General features: G+C 42.2%; 18 protein-coding genes, 2 pseudogenes and 1 riboswitch. Of the genes and pseudogenes, 10 read left to right on the top strand and 10 right to left on the bottom strand.

Going from position 1 to position 21,184, the window contains the following annotated elements; translation table 11 throughout:
* The first annotated feature begins 5 nt into the window (after window positions 1-5).
* The 4 genes and pseudogenes from ACVC7T_RS02345 (at window position 6) to ACVC7T_RS02330 (ending at window position 5,124) form a co-directional block, all read left to right on the top strand.
* Window positions 6-1,265 (top strand): aminoacyltransferase, encoded by a 1,260-nt coding sequence (locus tag ACVC7T_RS02345; RefSeq protein WP_105110293.1) that lies wholly within the window; start codon window positions 6-8, stop codon window positions 1,263-1,265.
* A 366-nt stretch (window positions 1,266-1,631) separates the two neighbouring features.
* Window positions 1,632-2,111: pseudogene (locus ACVC7T_RS02340) on the top strand (peptidoglycan bridge formation glycyltransferase FemA/FemB family protein); the annotation flags it as partial.
* Between the two features lie 111 nt (window positions 2,112-2,222).
* Window positions 2,223-3,455, top strand: a complete 1,233-nt coding sequence (locus tag ACVC7T_RS02335) for a peptidoglycan bridge formation glycyltransferase FemA/FemB family protein (RefSeq protein WP_105110291.1) — start codon at window positions 2,223-2,225, stop codon at window positions 3,453-3,455.
* 28 nt (window positions 3,456-3,483) lie between these two features.
* Window positions 3,484-5,124, top strand: coding sequence for a putative polysaccharide biosynthesis protein (locus ACVC7T_RS02330; protein ID WP_105123093.1), 1,641 nt, complete (start codon window positions 3,484-3,486; stop codon window positions 5,122-5,124).
* A 53-nt stretch (window positions 5,125-5,177) separates the two neighbouring features.
* Here the strand turns inward: ACVC7T_RS02330 and tpiA are convergent, their stop codons facing one another.
* The 8 genes from tpiA to ACVC7T_RS02290 form a co-directional block, all read right to left on the bottom strand.
* Window positions 5,178-5,930 carry a triose-phosphate isomerase gene (gene tpiA, locus ACVC7T_RS02325; RefSeq protein ID WP_105161087.1) on the bottom strand — a complete coding sequence of 251 codons (753 nt, stop codon included), beginning with the start codon at window positions 5,928-5,930 and terminating at the stop codon, window positions 5,178-5,180.
* Window positions 5,931-6,103: 173 nt separating this feature from the next.
* Window positions 6,104-7,300, bottom strand: coding sequence for an elongation factor Tu (tuf, locus tag ACVC7T_RS02320; RefSeq protein WP_012775011.1), 1,197 nt, complete (start codon window positions 7,298-7,300; stop codon window positions 6,104-6,106).
* Window positions 7,301-7,423: 123 nt separating this feature from the next.
* The gene (locus ACVC7T_RS02315; protein WP_105123092.1) at window positions 7,424-8,377 is read right to left on the bottom strand and encodes an anti sigma factor C-terminal domain-containing protein; all 954 of its coding nucleotides are present in this window, start codon (window positions 8,375-8,377) and stop codon (window positions 7,424-7,426) included.
* Window positions 8,364-8,861, bottom strand: a complete 498-nt coding sequence (locus ACVC7T_RS02310) for an RNA polymerase sigma factor (RefSeq protein WP_447262431.1) — start codon at window positions 8,859-8,861, stop codon at window positions 8,364-8,366. Before ACVC7T_RS02310 ends, ACVC7T_RS02315 begins: the two co-directional genes overlap by 14 nt.
* A 122-nt stretch (window positions 8,862-8,983) precedes the next feature.
* Window positions 8,984-11,680: a phosphoenolpyruvate carboxylase gene (gene ppc / locus ACVC7T_RS02305; protein ID WP_447262399.1), complete on the bottom strand. Its 2,697-nt coding sequence runs from the start codon at window positions 11,678-11,680 to the stop codon at window positions 8,984-8,986.
* Window positions 11,681-11,688: 8 nt separating this feature from the next.
* A complete protein-coding gene (locus ACVC7T_RS02300; protein WP_105110288.1) occupies window positions 11,689-12,921 on the bottom strand; it encodes an FtsW/RodA/SpoVE family cell cycle protein in 1,233 nt (410 codons plus the stop codon).
* Between the two features lie 270 nt (window positions 12,922-13,191).
* Complete coding sequence (locus ACVC7T_RS02295) at window positions 13,192-13,584, bottom strand: DUF4430 domain-containing protein (RefSeq protein ID WP_105123088.1); 393 nt, start codon at window positions 13,582-13,584, stop codon at window positions 13,192-13,194.
* Window positions 13,581-14,069, bottom strand: a complete 489-nt coding sequence (locus ACVC7T_RS02290) for a hypothetical protein (RefSeq protein WP_105161091.1) — start codon at window positions 14,067-14,069, stop codon at window positions 13,581-13,583. The genes ACVC7T_RS02295 and ACVC7T_RS02290 overlap by 4 nt, the downstream gene beginning before the upstream one ends.
* Before the next feature lie 222 nt (window positions 14,070-14,291).
* On the opposite strand from ACVC7T_RS02290, the gene ACVC7T_RS02285 reads away from it, so the two are divergent.
* The 6 genes and pseudogenes from ACVC7T_RS02285 (at window position 14,292) to lysS (ending at window position 19,221) form a co-directional block, all read left to right on the top strand.
* Window positions 14,292-15,137: a glycoside hydrolase family 25 protein gene (locus ACVC7T_RS02285; protein ID WP_105123086.1), complete on the top strand. Its 846-nt coding sequence runs from the start codon at window positions 14,292-14,294 to the stop codon at window positions 15,135-15,137.
* A gap of 9 nt (window positions 15,138-15,146) precedes the next feature.
* Window positions 15,147-15,242, top strand: a riboswitch (TPP riboswitch).
* Between the two features lie 47 nt (window positions 15,243-15,289).
* Window positions 15,290-15,847 carry an energy-coupled thiamine transporter ThiT gene (thiT, locus tag ACVC7T_RS02280; RefSeq protein ID WP_105160547.1) on the top strand — a complete coding sequence of 186 codons (558 nt, stop codon included), beginning with the start codon at window positions 15,290-15,292 and terminating at the stop codon, window positions 15,845-15,847.
* A gap of 83 nt (window positions 15,848-15,930) precedes the next feature.
* Window positions 15,931-16,773, top strand: a complete 843-nt coding sequence (locus ACVC7T_RS02275) for a DUF368 domain-containing protein (RefSeq protein ID WP_105160546.1) — start codon at window positions 15,931-15,933, stop codon at window positions 16,771-16,773.
* A gap of 11 nt (window positions 16,774-16,784) precedes the next feature.
* Window positions 16,785-17,264, top strand: coding sequence for an aminoacyl-tRNA deacylase (locus tag ACVC7T_RS02270; RefSeq protein ID WP_105160545.1), 480 nt, complete (start codon window positions 16,785-16,787; stop codon window positions 17,262-17,264).
* A gap of 1 nt (window position 17,265) precedes the next feature.
* Window positions 17,266-17,629, top strand: a pseudogene (locus ACVC7T_RS02265) (phosphoglycerate mutase family protein).
* A 101-nt stretch (window positions 17,630-17,730) separates the two neighbouring features.
* Window positions 17,731-19,221: a lysine--tRNA ligase gene (gene lysS / locus ACVC7T_RS02260; protein ID WP_105160543.1), complete on the top strand. Its 1,491-nt coding sequence runs from the start codon at window positions 17,731-17,733 to the stop codon at window positions 19,219-19,221.
* A gap of 207 nt (window positions 19,222-19,428) precedes the next feature.
* On the opposite strand, the gene ACVC7T_RS02255 is transcribed toward lysS, so the two are convergent.
* A complete protein-coding gene (locus tag ACVC7T_RS02255) occupies window positions 19,429-20,013 on the bottom strand; it encodes a 3'-5' exonuclease (RefSeq protein WP_447262398.1) in 585 nt (194 codons plus the stop codon).
* A gap of 104 nt (window positions 20,014-20,117) precedes the next feature.
* Window positions 20,118-21,176 carry an LLM class flavin-dependent oxidoreductase gene (locus tag ACVC7T_RS02250; protein ID WP_105110684.1) on the bottom strand — a complete coding sequence of 353 codons (1,059 nt, stop codon included), beginning with the start codon at window positions 21,174-21,176 and terminating at the stop codon, window positions 20,118-20,120.
* Window positions 21,177-21,184 lie beyond the last annotated feature (8 nt).

Below are 21,184 nucleotides of genomic sequence, written 5' to 3'. Positions count from 1 at the left end.
AAACAATGACCTTAACAATCATTTCAGCAGAAACTTTTCAAAAGCATATTGATCATGCTGAATATCAGTTCTTTGAACAGTCTCCAGAGATGGCTCTACTTTTAGAAAAAAGAGGCTATGATGTCAAAATAGTTGGCTATGAGGTTGATGGTGATGTAAAAGTTTCCGGAATTTTATTTAGCACCTCGGTTGCAGGTGGTCTCCGTATGGAACTATCTAGAGGCCCAATCATAACTGACAGGACCTACATCAAGAACTTTTATCAAGCCTTGCAAGAATTTGCAAAACAGCACAACGCCATTGAATTAGTGGTTAAACCATATCTAACCTATCAAAACTTTGATACAGATGGAAACCCCATCAACGAACCAGATTCAACCGTTATCACTAACTTGACAAGCCTTGGTTACGAACACCTTGGCTTACAAACTGGTTATAATAGTGGAGATTGGTACTACATCAAAGACCTAACAGGCTTGACACAGGATACTCTCTTCAAGTCCTTCAGTAAAAAAGGTAAACCACTTGTTAAAAAAGCTAAAACATTTGGTATGAAAATCCAAAAATTAGGACGAGAGCAACTGGCACTTTTCAAGGAAATTACCTCAGCTACCTCTGACCGTCGTGAATTTGATGACAAGCCTCTTGAATACTATGAGTCTCTCTTCGATAGCTTTGGTGAAAAGGCAGAATATTTAGTCGTGACTTTAAATTTCCAGGATTATTGGCAAAATCTCTCTCGTGACCAAGAAAAATTGAAAGAAAAAATTGACCGTCTTGCCTCAGATTTAGAACAAAATCCTAATTCTGAGAAAAAACAGAATCAACACAGAGAGCTTTCTAGCCAATACGATACATTTGAAGTGAGAAAACAAGAAGCGCAAGAGTTTATCAATCGTTATGGGCAAAAAGATGTTCCTCTCTGTGCCAGTCTTTTTGTCTATCTCGATAGAGAAGCCTATTACTTATTCAGTGGCTCTTATCCAGAATTTAATAAATTTTACGCACCTGCTCTCCTTCAAGAGCATGTCATGTTGGAAGCTATTAAACGCGGTATCACTTCTTACAACTTTCTAGGAATTACCGGTCAGTTCGATGGTTCCGATGGAGTGCTTCGCTTTAAGCAAAATTTTAATGGCTACATTGTGCGGAAAATGGGAACCTTCCTCTATTATCCTAGACCAATCAGATATAAAACTATAAGGTTGATAAAAAAAATCAGGGACCATCTTAAAGAGAGACTATTTACTATACAAAAATCATGAGGCTGGATAAAAATCTATCTCCTGTTTAAGTCAAAAACTGTGATAGAACTCTTCTTAATGAGTCGAATTCCCCCAGTCTAATTTCCAACCCAGCTTTAGTTTTAATCATTGATTTTTCCTCATAATAATTGGAAAGACAAATTATATAGCATCGAAAGATGTTACACAATAGAATAAAAAAGCAATTACAAATAAAATCAAGGGAGTAGGAAAAAAGATGACCAAACAATACAGAGTTCGGCAACAAATCTTTATTTCTAGTTGTTGAGCTAAACAGTCTGTGGATAGACTGTTGCACTCCCACTTAAAGAATATTTCCAGGAAAAAGCGGTCTGTCTCCTTGCTTATTTAGATTGCAAAGAGTATACCACTTCACTGAAAGAACAAATTACCATTCATCAACAAACTATCAATGACTTATCAGCAAAAGAGCAGACTAAAAAAGTTAAGGGAGCCATTCTAGACACCACTGCTAAATTAAACAGTGCGGTCAATCGACTAACTAACTTCGAAAACTTATCTATTTCTCAAGAAAGTCTGCCACTCTCATCCATACTATTTATCATTTATGGAAATGAAGTAGTTTCATTTGTTGGTGGCAATTATGAACAATATCTTAACTTCGGTGGTGCTACCCTCTTAAATTCTAGTATGATTACTTACGCTTTTGAAAATCATTTTGAAAGATACAACTTTTATGGAACAATTGAAACCGATCAAGCTCAATCTGGCTCAGGAAATTTCAAGTTTAAACGCCAATTTAATGGTCAACTGGAACAATTCGTCGGTGGATTTACAGTCTATTTAAATCCCCTATTAAAAATAATTAATCAATTCAAACAATAATGACCTTATGTTGTATAAGTCTACAGACAATAGAAAAATTTTACTTCTATATTTAGAAGACTTAATCTATTTTCTACTATTTTTATTGCTGAAAGTAAATAAAGGAGAAACATGAATCTTAAAATAATTTCCGAAGAAACTTTTTACCAACATATCCAACAAGCAGAATTGCAATTCTATGAACAATCTCCTCAAATGGCTCGCCACTTAGCAAAAAGAGGCTACGACGTCAAGATTGTAGGTTATGAGGTTGAGGGAGATGTGAAAGTTTCCGGTGTTCTATTTAGTAGCACTATTGCAGGGGGGCTTCATATGGAATTACACAACGGTCCAGTCTTTACCGATCCTCGTTATTTGAAAGACTTCTTTCAGGAATTGAAACAATTTGCCAAAAAACTTAATGTACTCGAGCTAGTAGTAAAACCCTTTACAACTTATCAAACTTTTGATAGTTATGGCAATCCAACCTGCGAACCACGAGATCTAATCATCAAGGATTTAATTGATTTGGGCTATCAACATCAAGGATTACAAGAGGGATTTGATAGTGGAGACTGGTACTATCTGAAAGATCTATCTGCTGTAACTGTTGATACACTTACAGCATCCTTTAGTAAAAATGGTATTCGACAAGCTAAAAAGGGGCATGAGCTAGGTATTAAAATAAAAAGCATCTCAAGAGATGAACTTGATTTATTTCATACCATTACATCCGCTACTTCTAAACGTCAAGGATTCGAGGATAAGGATCTCGAATATTATAAAGTTATTTTCGATACTTGGGGAGAAGAGGGAGCTGATTTTCTTGTAACAACTATTAATTTCCAAGAATACAAAGAAAAAATTTCAGAAATTATAAACCAATTGCAAGCTGAAATCAAACCAGTGGAAGCCCAGCTGAGTGAGACCCCTGACAAATCAAAGTTAAAAACTAGATTAAACACTCTCCAAATACAAATAGAAGCCCAGCAAAAAAAATTAAGTGAAGCGGAGAGGCTGGTAGAACGATATGGCAATCAAGAAACTTACCTATCCGCTGGATTATTCGTATATCTTGATAAAGAAGCTTACTATCTTCATGGGGGATCCTATCCAGAATTCAGCTCATTCCCTGCTCCTACACTTTTGCAAGAGTATGTTATGAAGAAAGCAATAACCAAAGGAATATATACATATAATTTTCTCTGTTTTAGTGGCCTATTTGATGGAAAAGACGGCGTCCTTCGCTTTAAACAGAATTTTAATGGCTATATCATGAGAACTCCTGGCGTTTTTACCTACCTTCCAAGACCTTATAAGTATCAGTTCTATCAATTGATCAAAAAATTTTTGCGACGCTCGTAACTTCTTAGTAGAAAAAATTGAGAAACACATGACACAAACACAAAATCAGCTTACACAAAAAGATCAAATGCTACGTGGAACATTTTGGTCCACTATCAGTGATTTCATCAGTAGATTACTTGGAGCACTGTATATTATTCCATGGTATTATTGGATGGGCCAATTTGCAAATGAAGCAAATGCCCTCTTTTCCATGGGTTATAATATTTATGCAACCATCCTACTTTTTTCAACATCAGGTATAAATGTCGCGCTTTCTAAACAAATTGCGCGCTACAGTGTACAGAATCAAACCGAAACAATTGCAGCATTGATAAATGGCTTTTTGAAACTAATGGTTGTCTCTGGCCTCTTCTTTTCCACCTTGATGTACTTCACTTCTCCACTATTATCTGAAGGTATGGGACTCGGGCACGATTTAGTTCCAATTCTCCATAGTCTATGCCTTTCAGTCCTTGTATTCCCAGCAATGTCAACGATTCGTGGGATATTTCAGGGCTATGCCAATTTGAAACCAAATGCACTTAGTCAAATTTGGGAACAAATTATTCGCGTCATCTGGATGTTACTGACCACATATATGATTATGCAGGTGGGCAATGGAGACTATAAAGTTGCAGTTATGCAATCAACATTGGCAGCATTTATTGGTATGGTCGCCAGTGTTATCGTATTGCTTTATTTCCTAAAAAAAGAAGGACTTTTTCACCTTCTAAAAAAACCAAAAACGTCCACATTGGAAATTGATGTTACATCCTTAGTAATTGAAACCTTTAAAGAAGCTATTCCATTTATCATTATCGGATCTGCTATCCAAGCCTACCAGTTGATTGATCAAATGACCTATATACGAGTGATGGAATCCGTAACAAACTTTGATGTCAAACGGTTAATGGTTCTCTACTCCTATATGTCGGCCAATCCCAATAAAATTGTCATGATTTTAATTTCAATTGTCAATTCAATAGGTGGTATTAGCATCCCACTTTTAACAGCTAATTTCTTGAAAAAAGATCACGAAGCTTCTGCTAGTTTATTGCAACACAATATAAAATTGATGAATCTATTCATCATCCCAGCTCTTACTGGTGCCCTGCTCCTTTCAAATGAACTGTATACTATTTTCTATTCCCAACCGGAATCGATCGCCCTGCAATTATTCAACCATGCACTAATTCAGACATTATTCTTATCCGTGTATGGACTTTTATCACCAACTCTATTAGCATTTTTCGAAGGCAAACGAGCGATTAGTTACTTCCTTATTGGTTTCATCGTAAAACTTATTTTACAGATTCCATTCATCTACCTATTTCATTCAAATGGTCCACTTGCAGCAACTAGTTTGGCTACCTTAACCGCCATCATTCTTATGTATCGCCGTATCCACCAGTTGGTGGGACTTGATCAAAGCCTACTCATAAAACACCTTATCCAAGTTCTATTTGCCACAATCCTAATGGGAACACTTGTCTTCCTTGGGAGAATTGGCCTGGATTTATTCCTAATCGGTACTGGAAAACTAACCATGTTGATTAAACTAGTGCTCTTATCTGGTATTGGTGTTCTTACTTACGGCTACCTAACTCTAAGATCACAGATTCTTGATGATATTCTTGGGACGAAGGCAAATTCTCTACGAAGAAAATTCAACATTACACCCAAATAATAAAAATAGGATTTCCCACCATCACGTCGTAGGAAATCCTATTTTTTATTTTATTAAAAATTTAATAATGCTAAGAAGCTTTCCGCTTCAAGTGACGCACCACCAACGAGGGCACCGTCAACGTCTGGACACGCCATGTATTCAGCAACGTTTGATGGGTTTACAGAACCACCATATTGAACACGAACCTTGTCAGCCACTTCTTGACCGAAGTCAGCAGCAACAACGTCACGAACTGCTTTACACATATTTTGTGCATCGTCTTTAGTAGCTGATTTACCAGTACCGATTGCCCAGATTGGCTCATAAGCAATCACAAGTGATGCTACCTGTTCAGCAGTCAAGTCTTTCAAAGCTGCAGAAACTTGAGCACCTACAAATTCAACTGCTTTACCAGCTTCGTATGTTTCAAGTGACTCGCCACAGCAGATGATTGGTGTCAAACCATTACGGAAGATAGCGTGTGCTTTCTTGTTGATGTCTTCATCTGTTTCATGGAAGTAATCACGACGTTCTGAGTGACCAATAACCACATAGTTAACACCCATTTCAGCCAATACTTTTGGAGATGTTTCACCAGTGAAGGCACCAGCATCTTCAAAGTAGCAGTTTTGAGCAGCAACTTTCAATTCAGAATTCTTAGCGAACCACAAAAGAGCGTTCAAATCAACAGCAGGAGCTGCGATAGCTGCTTCAATTTTGTCGCCTGCTGGCAATTTACCTGCAATTGCCTCAACGAAAGCTTGTGCTTCTTGAGGGTTTTTGTTCATTTTCCAGTTACCGGCAATGATTGGTTTACGTGACATTTCACATACCTCTTCTATTTTATTTTACAAGGTCCATTATAGCATAAACTTTGCTAATATTAAAGAATTTCTGTGCATTTTATGAATGCTTACAGAAAAACTCTCTGTCCAAGGACAGAGAGTTCCAATTAAGTTGTCTGACTATAATTGTTATATCTGGGAACGTAATCGAATTAAGCTTCGATTTCTGTAACCATACCTGAACCAACAGTACGTCCACCTTCACGGATAGAGAAAGTAGTACCTTGTTCAACGGCGATTGGGTGGATCAATTCAACGTCGATAGTTACGTTATCACCAGGCATTACCATTTCAGTACCTTCTGGCAATTTGATTGAACCAGTTACGTCAGTTGTACGGAAGTAGAACTGTGGACGGTAGTTGTCGAAGAATGGAGTGTGACGTCCACCTTCTTCTTTAGTAAGGATGTAAACTTCACCTTTGAATTTAGTGTGTGGGTTGATAGAACCTGGTTTAGAGATAACTTGACCACGTTCGATTTCATCACGTTGAACACCACGAAGAAGCACACCAACGTTATCGCCGGCAAGACCTTCGTCAAGTTGTTTACGGAACATTTCAACACCAGTAACAACTGCTTTAGATTTTTCTTCTTGAAGACCAACGATTTCGATTTCGTCGTTGACACGAACTGTACCACGGTCGATACGTCCTGAAGCTACAGTACCACGACCAGTGATTGAGAATACGTCCTCGACTGGAAGCAACAATGGTTTATCAGTGTCGCGTTCTGGTTCTGGAATGTACTCATCAACAGTGTTCATCAATTCCATAACGATGTCTTCGTACTTAGAGTCACCTTCAAGGGCTTTAAGAGCTGAACCTTGGATAACTGGAAGATCATCACCTGGGAAATCGTATTCTGAAAGAAGGTCACGGATTTCCATTTCAACCAACTCAAGCAATTCTTCATCGTCAACCAAGTCAACTTTGTTCATGAAGACGATAAGGTGTTTAACACCAACCTGACGTGAAAGAAGGATGTGCTCACGAGTTTGTGGCATTGGACCGTCAGTTGAAGCTACTACAAGGATTGCACCGTCCATTTGGGCAGCACCAGTGATCATGTTTTTAACGTAGTCCGCGTGTCCTGGAGCGTCGATATGCGCATAGTGACGTTTTTCAGTTTCATACTCAACGTGTGCAGTGTTGATAGTGATACCGCGCTCGCGTTCTTCTGGAGCAGCATCGATAGACGCATAGTCTTTTGGTTGGTTAACTGATGAAGGCAAGCGACGTGCCAATACAGTTGTGATAGCTGCAGTCAAAGTAGTTTTACCGTGGTCAACGTGTCCAATTGTACCAATGTTAACGTGGGGTTTACTACGATCGTATTTTTCTTTTGCCATTTTGGTAAAAGCCTCCAATAAAATATATTTTATAGATAGACAGTAGGCAATACGGTCTAACTTTACCTTACTATTCTATCAAATTGTAGCAGAAATGCAAGCATTTTCTATTTTTTTTGTGATTTATTCCATGTAGAGCTGATAATAGGGCTGATTTTGGATGGAAGCACCGATGCTTGAGGATGCAATCCAAGTTTGATTTTCTAAGGAAACAAAGTTTTCTGCCGGTCCTGTCAGGATGACACCAGCAAATTCTAGCTTGTCAATTTCCTCCTGCTTGGTGAAGTCTGTATCGCCGAATTTAGCAATGTAGTCTTCTACATCATTGAGAGGAAATCGGTCAAAACTTCCCTTATCTTTTTTTGAGAGTTCAATATATTCCTTCATCATCTGAATACCAGACTTGAACTCCACCTGGTGTTCTGCTGGAATATCAGCTGGAAAACTTCTCAGACTCTGCTCTTTGAAGCCGAACAGCTCATCCGGGGTCACCAAGGTACGGTCCCTATGACAGGTCCCAATCCAGTACCAATTTTGCTTAAGATTTTCTGGGATCATCTGCTTAATCTGACCCAGTGTGTACTTCTTATCAAATCGAATGGCAACTTCTACCAGCTGACCGTCCATGTCCTTTAGATATTTGAGCTGATTCTTTTCTCCCCATTCCGTAAAAGTGGGAAGCTTGGTATTGCTTGAATAATCATAGAGAAAATCTAAACTAGCCCCTGGGGAGTTCTGAGTAGGGTCATAGTGCATACTAAAGAGGGTAAAGTAGACTTCCCTTTGACCAAAAGAAATAGGGACACCAGCTATATCCTTGCTCAAATTATAGTAGATTTTACCTGAAAGAAATCCCGTTTCTTGTATTTTTATCCCGTCATGGCGAATGTTGGGATAGGCGATTTCTGTCAGCAAATTGTACCGTTCTCGCTCGCTATTAATGCGTGCACCGTAAATCATTTTAACCATCCAAGAACCAATAAAAAGAAAAACAAAACCAATGAGCAGGGATAAGCTGATTGTTTTTAGCAGGTGTTTCCTTCTACTCTTCTTGGTTACAATTTCAAAAGTCTTCATAGTGATACCCCTTTTCTGTCAAGGTCTTGGCCAATTGTTTCCGCCCTCTGTGGAGATTGATTTTAACTAAGCCTTGAGATTGACCTAAAATTTTGGCAATCTCCTTGGTTGTCATCTCCTGAAAATAGTAGAGGTCCAAGACTAGCTGATACTTGCTCGGCAGCTCTGCTATTGCCCGATAGAGCGGCTCATAAGACCTGTCGTCAAATTTTGTCCAACCATTTTGGTGGAAAAATTCCTTCTGTAAGATGTCATGATAATATTTGTCCCGCCTGTATTTGTCAATGTAAGCTCGGACAGCCGATCGATAGAGCCAGGCCCTGAGTTTCTCGAAAGGAAGGACAATATCGGAGGTGAGAATTTTGACCAGAACATCCTGGGCAATATCCTGGCTATCTGCAGGATTGGCGCCTGACTGTTGCAGATAGTAGGAAATTTCCTCAGCTATAGCAATGACTTCTTTTTCATAATCATCTAGTTTGATACTGCTCCCCTCCCTTCACTAATATAACGAATGAATCTGCAATCGGTTACACAACTTTTCTATATCCATTATACATTTTTTGACAAGCAAAAAACAACCTCCGCAGAAGTTGTTTTCGTCTCTTATCCTGAATTTCGGAGGCCTGTCGCCACACCGTTGATGGTGATGTGAATCAGGCTTTCCTGCTCTTTGCTGAGCTCCCCACGACGGAGGCGGTTAATGAGCTCAATTTGGATATAGTTAAGAATATTGAAGTAAGGCATGCGGTAGTCCAGACTGGCCTTGAGGAAAGGCAGTTCGTCTAGCAACTCTTCATGTTGCTCAATAGACAAAATCATGTCTTTAGTCAGTTGCCACTCATCTAAAATGGCATGGAAGATATTACGAACTTCCTCTGTCTCACACATTTTGGCGTATTCAAAGGCGATGTTCATGTTGGACTTAGATAAGACCATGTCTACATTTGACAAGAGTGAACGGAAGAAAGGCCAGCTCTCGTACATTTTTTGTAGTTTAGCTAGATTTTCAGGCGCCTTGTCAATATAGCGTTTGAAACTAGAACCAACACCATACCAACCTGGCAGCATGACACGGTTTTGTGACCAAGAGAATACCCAAGGAATGGCACGGAGCCCACCGATTTCGGTAATGGTCTTACGGGCTGCTGGACGAGAACCGATATTCAAACTGGAAATCTCACGGATTGGCGTCGCGGCAAAGAAGTAATCGTAGAAATGAGGATTATTGAAGACCAGGTCGCGGTAAATAGTATAGCTATCCGCCACAATCTCATCCATGGTTTCACGGTAGCCACCAATTTCATCCGGATCCGTAATCATCTGCGTTACCATACGATCCAGCGTTGCAGACACCAGCATTTCCAAATTGTAGTAAGCTGCGTCCTTGTTACCATATTTATTACCAATCACCTCGCCCTGCTCGGTCAAACGGATACAGTCTTTGATAGAACCGAATGGCTGGGAGGTAATGGCATCATATGATGGACCACCACCACGACCAACCGTACCACCGCGGCCATGGAAGAAGGTAATCTTGACACCATTTTCTTGACCGATTTGGGTCAATTCATTCTGGGCCTTGTAGAGGGTCCAGCCTGATGACAGATAACCACCGTCTTTATTGGAATCCGAATAGCCCAACATGATTTCCTGGTAATATTTATTGCCAGCAATCCAGCGTTTGGTCAGGTCTAATTTCAGATAATCACGCATGGTAGCAGCAGCATTGTCCAAATCTTCAATGGTTTCAAAGAGTGGAACAATCTGAACACGGGCCTTGTCGACATCAACCAGACCAACCTCCTTGAGCAAGACTGCCAATTCTAGCAAGTCTGATACGCTCTCTGAGTGGGAAATGATGTGCTGTTTGATGACCTCTTCACCTAGCTTATCCTTGAGTTCACGCGCTGTAGCAAAGATTGCCAACTCTTTTTCCAACTGCTCTGACTTGGCTACATGGGTTGCTGACAGGATGCGTGGGTCTGTTTCCAATTGTTTGAGGAGCACATGGCACTTAGCCTCTTCTGACAGGCTTGAATAATCTTCAACGATCCGTGCAGATGCTAGGAGCTCTGCTACACTTGCTTCTAAGATAGATGAATCCTGACGCATGTCGATGCTGGCCAAGTAGAAGCCGAAGGCTTCAATCGCTTCTAAAATCTCTGTCAAATCTCCCTTAATCAGTGCCGCTGTTTTATTTTCTTTCAGGGATTTCTTGATAGCCAGCAGGTCAGCCTTGAAAGCAGCAACGTTTTCATAGCGATCATCAGTTGGTTTGTTGTGCACGAGGTAATCACGCGTGTTTGCCAACTTCATCTGGATATAATGGAAGGCACGGCGGTAGGGTTCGTTTTCACGATAGACAGACTGATCCTGTGACAAATCAGCCAATTGCTGAACTGCCGGACTGACCTTGACAATAGTGGTCGACAGTGAGAAATTACGGTAGAGCTTGTAAAGCTGCTCATCGTAATAGTTCATAATCACTTGGCACTGGGTCAGGGCTGATAATTTCAAGGTTTCGGCCGTCACAAATGGGTTTCCGTCACGATCACCACCAATCCACATACCCATGGTAATAGGACGCGGATTATCCAACTCAATGCCCTTCTCGGCAGCCAGACGCTTGTACTCTCCTTGGAGCTTGGTCACTGCCTTAATGAAGGAGGAATTGTAATACTCCATGACATTGGTAATTTCATTGGTAACCTTGAGTTTCTTCTCCCGTGTCATATCCGTCTGCATGATGATTTCGATATAAAGACGCAGTTGGTCTTCCCACTTGGTCCGGTTCATCAAGCCCAATTTGACATCGCGGTAACGACGGAGCAATTCGTGGATATGCTTGGTCAAATCCAGCATGGACTGGCGTTGAACCTGAGTTGGGTGGGCCGTCAAGACAGGAACGACATTGAGTTTTTCAAGGATTTCAGCCGCATCTTCATGTTTGGACACCATATCAATTATTGTGGACATTTTTCCTAGATAATCATGACCAATATTATTCTGATGGTTGATTTCATAGGCCAAGTCCACATCTTCAGAGATGTTAATCAAGAGAGGTAAGACAGCGAAATAGCGAGAAATCACAGCCAATTCGTCATTATTTAACTGGCCGATAATATCAATCAAGGCTTGGTAGTCATCCTCATGCGAGAGCTGAGAAAGCTCCAAAATCTTCTGAAAGGTATCTGCAGACATCATCTGTCCAGCTACCTCTTCAAGGATAGTGGTCAGGATAGCAACTTCTTCCTTGATAGCATCCTTGTTGTTGTAGTTTTCTAACTTCTGAATTTTCATATTTCTCCCTAACTTTCTGTTTTAGCCATGGTCTGCTCTATTTCCTCTTCCCAGAGCTCCCGTTTCTCATTTGCATCAACATTTAAAACAAAGGCAATTCCTATAGAAATAACCAACAAGCTATTCCCCCCTTGTGATAGGAAGGGGAAGGTCACTCCCGTAGCAGGAATCAAGCCGGAAATACCACCGACATTGACAAAGGTCTGAATCAGCATCATCCCTGCTACTCCCAAAGCCATCATGGAATTGAAGGGGCGTCTAGCCCGGATACCCACCACAATAATTCTCAATATCAAAAAGAATAAGAGGGCGAGAATCAGGGAGGCTCCGACAAAGCCTAATTCTTCGATGACAATGGAAAAGACAAAGTCTGTATGGGCTTCTGGCAGATAGCCATTTTTCTCAATAGAATTTCCCAAGCCTCTGCCCAGCCAACCGCCATTACTCATGGCGTAGTAAGAATTGGTCAGCTGCAAACCTGATTCTGTCGCGTTTTCAAAGGGATTGAAGTAGGCTGAGAAGCGACGGGCAATATAGCCAAAGACGGGAATCCGTGCCACCAAATCAACCCCTAAAATCCGAATGGAGCCCAACAAAATGGTTGCTCCCAGGACCAAGCCCATCAGGACTGTTGAGAACCAGCGATAAGCCACACCACTGACCGTTACCATGACCAAAATAATCAAAACTACAATCGTAGCATTCCCCAAATCGGGTAGGCTTGCTACCAACCCCAGGAAAAACAGGCTGACAATCCGCCAATCATTAAAGGCCTTGGGCATCCAGCTTCCCTTAATCAAGGCCTGGTAATCATAAACCTGGATATCCCTCTGCATAGCGGAAAATCGTGCCGCCAGGTACCAGACAATCAATAATTTCAAGTATTCCGCCGGTTGGAGACCGATGATCCCCCCCGGTCCCAAGCGAATCCAACCGTGGGCACCATTGACCGGATCAAAGAAATGCGACGCGACCAACATGGCTACTTCCAAGAGGAGAAATAAGCGAATCAGCCCCCTCTTCTTCAGGACCGTCAATTTCATCCGGTAGATGATAGACATGGCTACCAAACTCAGAATCCAGAAAAGTCCCTGGCTAATGACCATGCTAAAAGGATTTCCGCCCTTTTGTATTTGTAGGGCACTGGTTGTTGAATAGACAATAATCAAGCCAATCACTGAAAGAATCAGATAGGGCAAGAGAATAGAATAGTTCAGCAAATGCCGTTTATCAATCTTCATTGGTCCTCCTATAAAAAACAAGTTCTATGCTGTATATTATTTCTATTATAGCATAGTTTCATCAAAAAACGAGAGAATAGCCAAGCAGATTCAAAAATAAGGAACATTATTCTGTTCACTCAATTTTAATAAAATATACTGGCCTATTTCTCTGCAAAATCAGGAATGTCAATTGACCATTTTCACAACTATAATTTGTTTTTCAAAGCATATAAAAAGCCAGAGGCAATCCTCTGACCTAGTTTGTTTAAGTGCTCTAGCTATTTGAGTTTATTGAAAGCTTTCAAGGTAGAATTCAACATCGTCGCCTTCTTGTAGAATTTGTTCTGCAGCACCTTTTTCTGCCAAGCTACCATTGACCTTATACATCCAGTAGGTATTGCTGGCTGGATCCTGACTTTTTCCGTCGATGACCGTAACCATGCCGTTTTCTTCCTCGATATCGTAGTACTCTTCCAGGACATCCATGACAGAATCACCAGCTTCAAATCGGACATTTTCGGTAGAATTCTGACCATCAGTCGTAATCCTCAAAGTGGCCTCAAGTAGCTGACTGGTTTCCTCTACCTGACTGCTAGCTGTAGGCTGGTTACTCGTTGTCGAACACCCTAGCAAAACCAAGACAGATAGGACACTAACACAAATTCTTAGTAACCGTTTCATTTTATAAACCTCCGAAAAATCCCGTCAATAATTGGGTAAAATAAGGCAGTTGATACTGCATGGGCCACATCAAAACTCAAGCCATTTAGCCAATAGACCCATGGATTGACCCCAAATTGTAGGGCTGACAGAAGACTAATGACCAATCCATATAGAAAAGTGACTACAGCAGCTAACAACATAGGTATGAGGACTGAATTCCAAGAGCTCAACCGCAGGCCGGACCATACCCATTTCCACACTAGCATGATAGCTGCAAAACTGAGAATCTGCCACAAAACAACTATCCCAAACCCCATATAAATAGCCGTCCCAAACATGGTCAAAGCCATGATGAGGAAAGCATCTGCCATGGGCAAAAAAAGGCTGGAGACTAAAAATATAGCTGTAATGGGCTTGATATTAGCAAAAGGAAAAAAGGCAAATCGAAGTGCTATGCAAACGCTGGCTAAGATAGCAATTCTACTAATTTTCTGGGTAGTCATGCAACTCCTACTTCATTTTTAGGACCTGTATTCTCATGCAAGAAACTTGTTGGACAAATTCGCAACGGAGAAAGGTTCCGCCCTTTAATGACAGGTTCTTATATCCATTAGTAGCATACCCCAATAGCCAGGATATGTCAAGCGGATGAAAGTTAGCTATTTCCTGCATAAATGAGACTATTTTTTTTGATTTTTCCAGATCTTTGAGTTAAAATAAAAAAGATGAGAAAGAGAATTAAACCTATCATTGTGATTGTTTTCTTTGCTCTATTCACTTCCTTGATTCTCTTGACTCGGACCATGGCTATCCAAGCTGAAAAACGGGCGGCAGCAATTCAAGAAGCCCAAATAGAAAAAGAAGCAAAGAAGATCACAAGCGCAAGCTCTACCTATGTCATAGAGAATGCTTTAGAAATGAAGCCAATCATTGACGTTTCCGCATGGCAACGACCTGAGGATATCGACTACGATACGCTCAGCGAACAGATTTCTGGAGCTATTATCCGGATTCAGAGTGGTTCCCATACAAAGAAAGAAAACTCTGCCACCGATAAAAATGGAATTGACAAGTCCTATAAGCAGCATATTGAAGAATTTCAAAAGCGGGGAGTTCCCATCGCTGTCTATGCTTATGTGACAGGAAATTCTATAGAAGCCATGAAAAAAGAAGCCCAATCCTTCTACAAGCTGTCTTCGCCTTACAAGCCAACCTTCTATTGGATGGACGTTGAGGAAAAGACCATGGGCGATATGGATGCCGGCGTCGAGGCTTTTAGACAGGAGTTGGTAGACCTTGGTGCTAAAAATATTGGACTCTATATTGGCACCTATTTTATGGATGAACATAGCATCACAGTAGATAAGTTTGATGCCCTGTGGATTCCAACCTATGGGACGGACTCGGGTTACTACAATGCCGCTCCCAACACTGATTTGCCCTACGACCTTCACCAATATACTTCACGAGGTTACTTGAATGGCTTTAAATACCATCTGGACCTCAACCTCATCACTAGCTTAAAAGACCCTAACGAGGTCTATCAAAAGCTCTTTACCGTTCCTGAGTAACAACTAAATAATTTCACAAAGGAGTGCTTCGGCTGAGATCGCATCTGCGAAATCCTCGAACCTGATCTAGGTAAGACTAGCGTAGGGATTGTGTTTTATGGATAGCATAAAAAACCAAACCTCCTTTCATTGCAACCATAAAGGAGGTTTTTATGTCCCATACTAAATTACGTACCCTAGCTGAAGTAGCCATCTTCTCTGCCATTGCCCTGGTCTTTGACAAACTACCGCTCTTCACTATGCCTCAAGGTGGATCGGTTTCCTTGGTCATGCTGCCCATTCTCTTTCTGGCACTCAGACATGGCCTGGCTATCGGTGTGCTAGCAGGTGGAATTGTCGGTACCATCCAACTCTTCTACGGCGGCTACTTCCTCAATCCCTTCCAGGTCTTTCTGGATTACGCCCTATCCTATGCTGGAATTGGGTTGGCAGGGCTATTTACAAGACCTTTTAAAGCCAGTAAGACCAGCACAAGTGCAATCAGCTGGATTGGACTAGCCAGTCTACATGGAGGCAGCATTCGTTTCCTAGCCAACTTCCTGGCCGGAATCATCTTCTATGCTGACTACGCTACACCTGGTATGCCTGTCTGGCTCTACTCTCTTCAATACAATCTCAGCTATATTCTGCCATCGACCCTGATTGCAGCAGGTCTGTTGATTGTTCTCTACAAATCAAGACCTGCCTTCTTTAAGGTAAAATCATCCTAAGTCTGTCCGTTTTGGCAGGCTTTTTTCGACGAAATTCGGTCTATGTGCTATAATGGGTCCATTACATAATTTTGGAGGAATTTATGTCATCTTGGATTTCAAGAATTATCAAGGGAATGATTATCGCCCTTGGATTTATTTTGCCCGGTGTTTCTGGTGGTGTATTGGCTGCGATTTTGGGCATCTATGAGCGGCTCATCAGCTTTTTAGCCAATATTCGCAAGGATTTCAAGGAAAATTTGCTCTATTTTATCCCTGTTGGAATCGGGGGAATTTTGGGTATTGCCCTCTTCTCCTTTCCGGTTGAATTCCTGCTCAAGCACTTCCAGGTACCCGTTCTCTGGGCCTTTGCCGGTGCCATTGTAGGAACCATTCCTAGCCTGCTCAAGGAATCTACTCAAAAGAGCCAGCGTGACAGCATTGACTGGATTTGGCTGGTTGCAACCTTTATCATCTCTGGTCTTTTGCTCTACAATTTGAACAGTTTGGTCGGAACCCTGCCAGCTAGCTTTGCTAGTTTTGTCTTGGCTGGTGCTCTGATTGCTCTGGGGATTTTGGTACCTGGGCTCAGCCCGTCTAACTTGCTTTTGATTTTAGGGATTTACGCGCCTATGCTCAATGGATTCAAGTCCCTGGACCTGCTTGGCACTTTTCTGCCTATCGCTATCGGTGGGGCCCTAGCTATGGTGGCATTTTCTAAAGCCATGGACCATGCTCTCAAGGTCTACCACTCCCGCGTTTACCACTTTATCATCGGTATCGTCGCTTCATCTACCATTCTCATCCTTATCCCACAAGCTGGCAATGAGGAAGCCATTTCCTATGCTGGAGCTGGCATCGGAACCTGGCTTGCTGCCCTTGTCCTCTTTGTTCTTGGTGCCTGGCTTGGCCTTTGGATGAGCAAACTCGAGGAAAAATACAAGTAGGAGGTCATCCTATGGCAAAGAAAGAAAAAATCAAGAAAACCTTGGTCGACCAGATTCTGGACAAGGCCAAAATTGCCCACGACAGTCTGTTCATCAATGCCCTTGAAGGCAAGGTACCTGAAGGTATCCAAATGGAACAAATCTACAAAACCCTGGCCCTAAAAGGTGATAAGACAGGGCCCATTATCGGAATTGTTCCCATTACCGAGCACCTGTCCGAAAAGAAATTGGCCAAGGTCTCTGGCAACAAGAAGGTCACCATGATTCCACAAAAGGATCTGGAAAAGACGACCGGCTATGTCCACGGTGCCAACAACCCTGTCGGTATCCGGCAAAAGCACAATTTTCCTATCTACATAGACCAGTCAGCACTGGAAACGGGCTACATGATTGTCTCTGCTGGTGAAGTGGGCCGTTCCATCGGCATTGATAGTCGGATCCTGGCTGATTTTGTCAAGGCTAGTTTTTCCGATTTGACCGAGGGAGACTAGCATGAGGATTTACTTTATCCGCCACGGCAAGACCGAGTGGAATCTGGAAGGTCGATTTCAGGGTTATTCTTGCGACTCTGCCCTCCTGGCTCAATCCTATGAGGACTTGAAAAGAAACTGTTTATCAAGTCCGTCAACGTTTAGTCGATTTTGTCAAAAATCTGGAAGATTCCCAGCTATCAACTGTTCTCATCGTGTCACATGGTTCAATCTTAGTCGCTGGAATCATGACGCTGCTGGGCTATCCTGCCCACGAGGTTTGCTCTCGCGGTGGCTTGGACAATGCCTCCGTGACTATTCTTGAAACGTTTGATATTGAGCATTTTATGGAAATTTGCTGGAATGATACATCTTATAAACAGTAGAGAAATCTGCTGTTTTTTTGTTTCCCTGGCTATTTCCTGCTGATTTTTTCCCTATTCTATGATAAAATAGAAGGAACAGACTTTGGAGGAATGAAAATTTTATGTCAACTGAACATTTTGAAGAATTAAATGACCAACAGATTGTCCGTCGTGAGAAAATGACGGCTCTTGCTGAACAGGGAATTGACCCATTTGGTAAACGTTTTGAGCGTTCTGCCAACTCAGCTGAATTGAAAGCCCAATACGAAGACAAATCAAAAGAAGAATTGGAAGAGCTGGGTCAAACGGCTATTATCGCTGGTCGTATCATGACCAAACGCGGTAAGGGTAAGGCAGGTTTTGCTCACATTCAAGACCGCGAAGGCCAGATTCAGATCTACGTTCGTAAGGATGATGTTGGCGAAGAAAATTATGAAATCTTCAAAAAAGCAGACCTTGGTGACTTTATCGGTGTCGAGGGAGATGTTTTCAAGACAAATGTTGGTGAGTTGTCTATCCATGCTCGCAAATTGACTCACTTGTCTAAAGCGCTCCGCCCATTGCCAGAAAAATTCCACGGTTTGACAGACATCGAGACCCGCTACCGCAAGCGTTATTTGGACTTGATTACCAACCGTGAGAGCTTTGACCGTTTTGTAACCCGCTCAAAAATCATCTCAGAAATCCGCCGTTACCTTGACGGACTTGGTTTCTTGGAGGTGGAAACACCTGTCCTTCACAACGAAGCTGGTGGTGCAGCGGCTCGTCCATTCATCACCCACCACAATGCCCAAAACATTGATATGGTCCTTCGTATCGCGACAGAACTCCACCTCAAACGCTTGATCGTCGGCGGTATGGAACGCGTCTATGAAATCGGCCGTATCTTCCGTAACGAAGGTATGGATGCGACCCACAACCCTGAGTTCACTTCCATTGAGGTTTACCAAGCCTATGCGGATTACTTGGACATCATGGACTTGACCGAAGGCATTATCCAGCACACTGCCAAGGCAGTTGTCGGTGATGGTCCTGTGACCTACCAAGATACTGTCATTAACATCCACGAGCCATTCAAGCGTATCCACATGGTCGATGCTATTAAGGAACAAACTGGCGTGGACTTCTGGCAAGAGATGAGCTTCGAGGAAGCAAAAGCCCTTGCAGCTGAGCACAAGGTCCCTGTGGAAAAACACCATACAGAAGTTGGTCAAATCATCAACAGCTTCTTTGAAGAATACGTTGAAGCAACTCTTATCCAACCAACCTTTGTCTATGGTCACCCAGTAGCCGTATCTCCATTGGCTAAAAAAAACGATGAAGACCCACGCTTCACAGACCGCTTCGAGCTCTTCATCATGACCAAGGAATACGGAAATGCCTTTACAGAATTGAACGACCCAATCGACCAATTGGAACGCTTTGAAGCCCAAGCTAAAGCCAAAGAATTGGGTGACGACGAAGCAACAGGTGTGGACTATGACTACATTGAAGCCCTCGAATACGGTATGCCACCAACAGGTGGACTTGGAATCGGTATCGACCGCCTCTGCATGCTCTTAACAGATACAACAACCATTCGGGATGTACTTCTTTTCCCTACGATGAAGTAAGTTTGAGATGAGTGCAGTTTTAGGGACTCATATCAATTCCAATCGCTCTCTTATTTCTCAGCGATTGGCTCCAATAGTCCACTGGACTATTGGACTCCCTAATTGAAATATGCTCTAGCTGAACGCAAATTTATAGCTTCACACCAATTCCAACTAGAAAATCAAAAAAATGAGTTACAGTTTCATTGCTGTAGCTCATTTTCTCTTCTAATCAAACAAATTTCCTAGTCCGGCAAAGGGATTGTTGGTCACGACTTCTTGCTGACCTAGCATCTGTTGGTTTTCATCAAACTCTAAAAATTTCTCATATACCTGGGCGGTCATACGAGCATCTTCTAGGCTATTGTGCCCTCGTCCCTTGACACCCAGATAGTCCGCCACTGAGGTCAGCTTGAGATTGACGATACTGTTTAAGTCTGTTGACCGACGCTCCAAGGCCTCTTCATAGAGGTCAACCTGGTACTGGTCCTTCAAATCCAGACCATTTTCTGCCAGAATAGGTAGATCAGACTTCATAGCATTGTAACCGCTGAGGGCTGCTTGTCCCACAAAGGCCTGAAAATCTGCTAAAACTGTCTCTATTTTAGGGGCAGTTTTAATCTTCTCTGCGGTGATACCTGTCAAACCGTTGATAAAGGACTGGAGGGGAATATCTGTGTAAACATAGCTGTCGAACTGGTCCACTTCCTCATGGTTGACAAACTTAACTGCCGACAGCTGGATTAGCTGATAAGCACCGTTGGCCGCATTAAATTCCAAATCAAACGCTACATATTCCTGTAAATTTTCCATTTTGCACCCTCAAACATCTATTTCTGCATCTATTATACACCATTTTTTCCTAAAATGGACAGATAAAAAGGCTGGCGAATACCAGCCTTTCAGTGAGGGCAAATTTACTTTTCAGCTTCTTCTTTTTTAGCAAAATATTCTCGCACAATCGGTGCGACTTCTTTACCATAAAGCTCGATAGCACGGAGGACATCCTCATGTGGCATAGAGCCGATTGGCAAGTGGAGGAAGAAACGCTCCAAATCCAAGGTTTCGATAGTTTGGATAATTTTTGCAGCGACGTGCTGTGGATCGCCAACAATGCTTGCTCCTTCATCTGTCAAAGAATAGAGGTATTGGGCCTTGGTCATTTCAGACCAGTGTGGCCGGTCCTTTGCGATATTGTTAGTGACCACTTTAGTTGGGTGGAAGTATTCCTCAACAGCCTTGTCATGGTCATCAGCAATCCAGCCCCAAGAATGGGCTGCAACCTTAGTTTTCTCAGGTGAGTGACCGGAATTGCGAGCCACCTTGCGGTAGGCATCTACCAGCGGTTTGAAACGATGAGCCCCTGCTCCAATGACTGCATAAACGATTGGCAGGCCTTTTTGGGCAATCTTGATGGTTGACTCGACATTACCGCCAGTCGCTACCCAGATAGGAAAATCTTCCTGAACAGGTCGCGGATAAACAGGCTTATTGTCCACCGACTGGGTGAATTTACCACCCCAAGTCAAGTTGGTAGCTTTGTCAATCTCTAAAAGCATATCCAATTTTTCATCGAACAGTTCTTCATAGTCATGCAAATCATAACCAAACAAGGGGAAGGACTCCGTAAAGGAACCACGGCCAGCCATGATTTCCGCTCTACCATTTGACAAAGCATCAATGGTGGTGTACTGCTGATAGAGGCGGACTGGATCCATAGAGGAAAGAATCGAAACTGCTGATGTCAGTTTGATATGCTTGGTATTGACAGCACCTGCTGCCAGGACAATTTCAGGTGCAGAGACCGCAAAATCTTCGCGGTGATGCTCCCCAATCCCATAGACATCCAGGCCAACCTGGTCTGCCAGTTCAATCTCTTTGACCAGCTGACGAATGCGCTCGTCGTGGCTGTACGTTTCTCCTGTCTTTTCAAGGGGGGTTGTTTCGCCAAATGTTGAAATACCTAATTCTACCATGATGTTAC

This window comes from Streptococcus sp. P25B114 (assembly GCF_053010325.1).
Note: the sequence above shows the minus strand (reverse complement) of the source record. Positions and strands in the feature narration are given on the sequence as shown.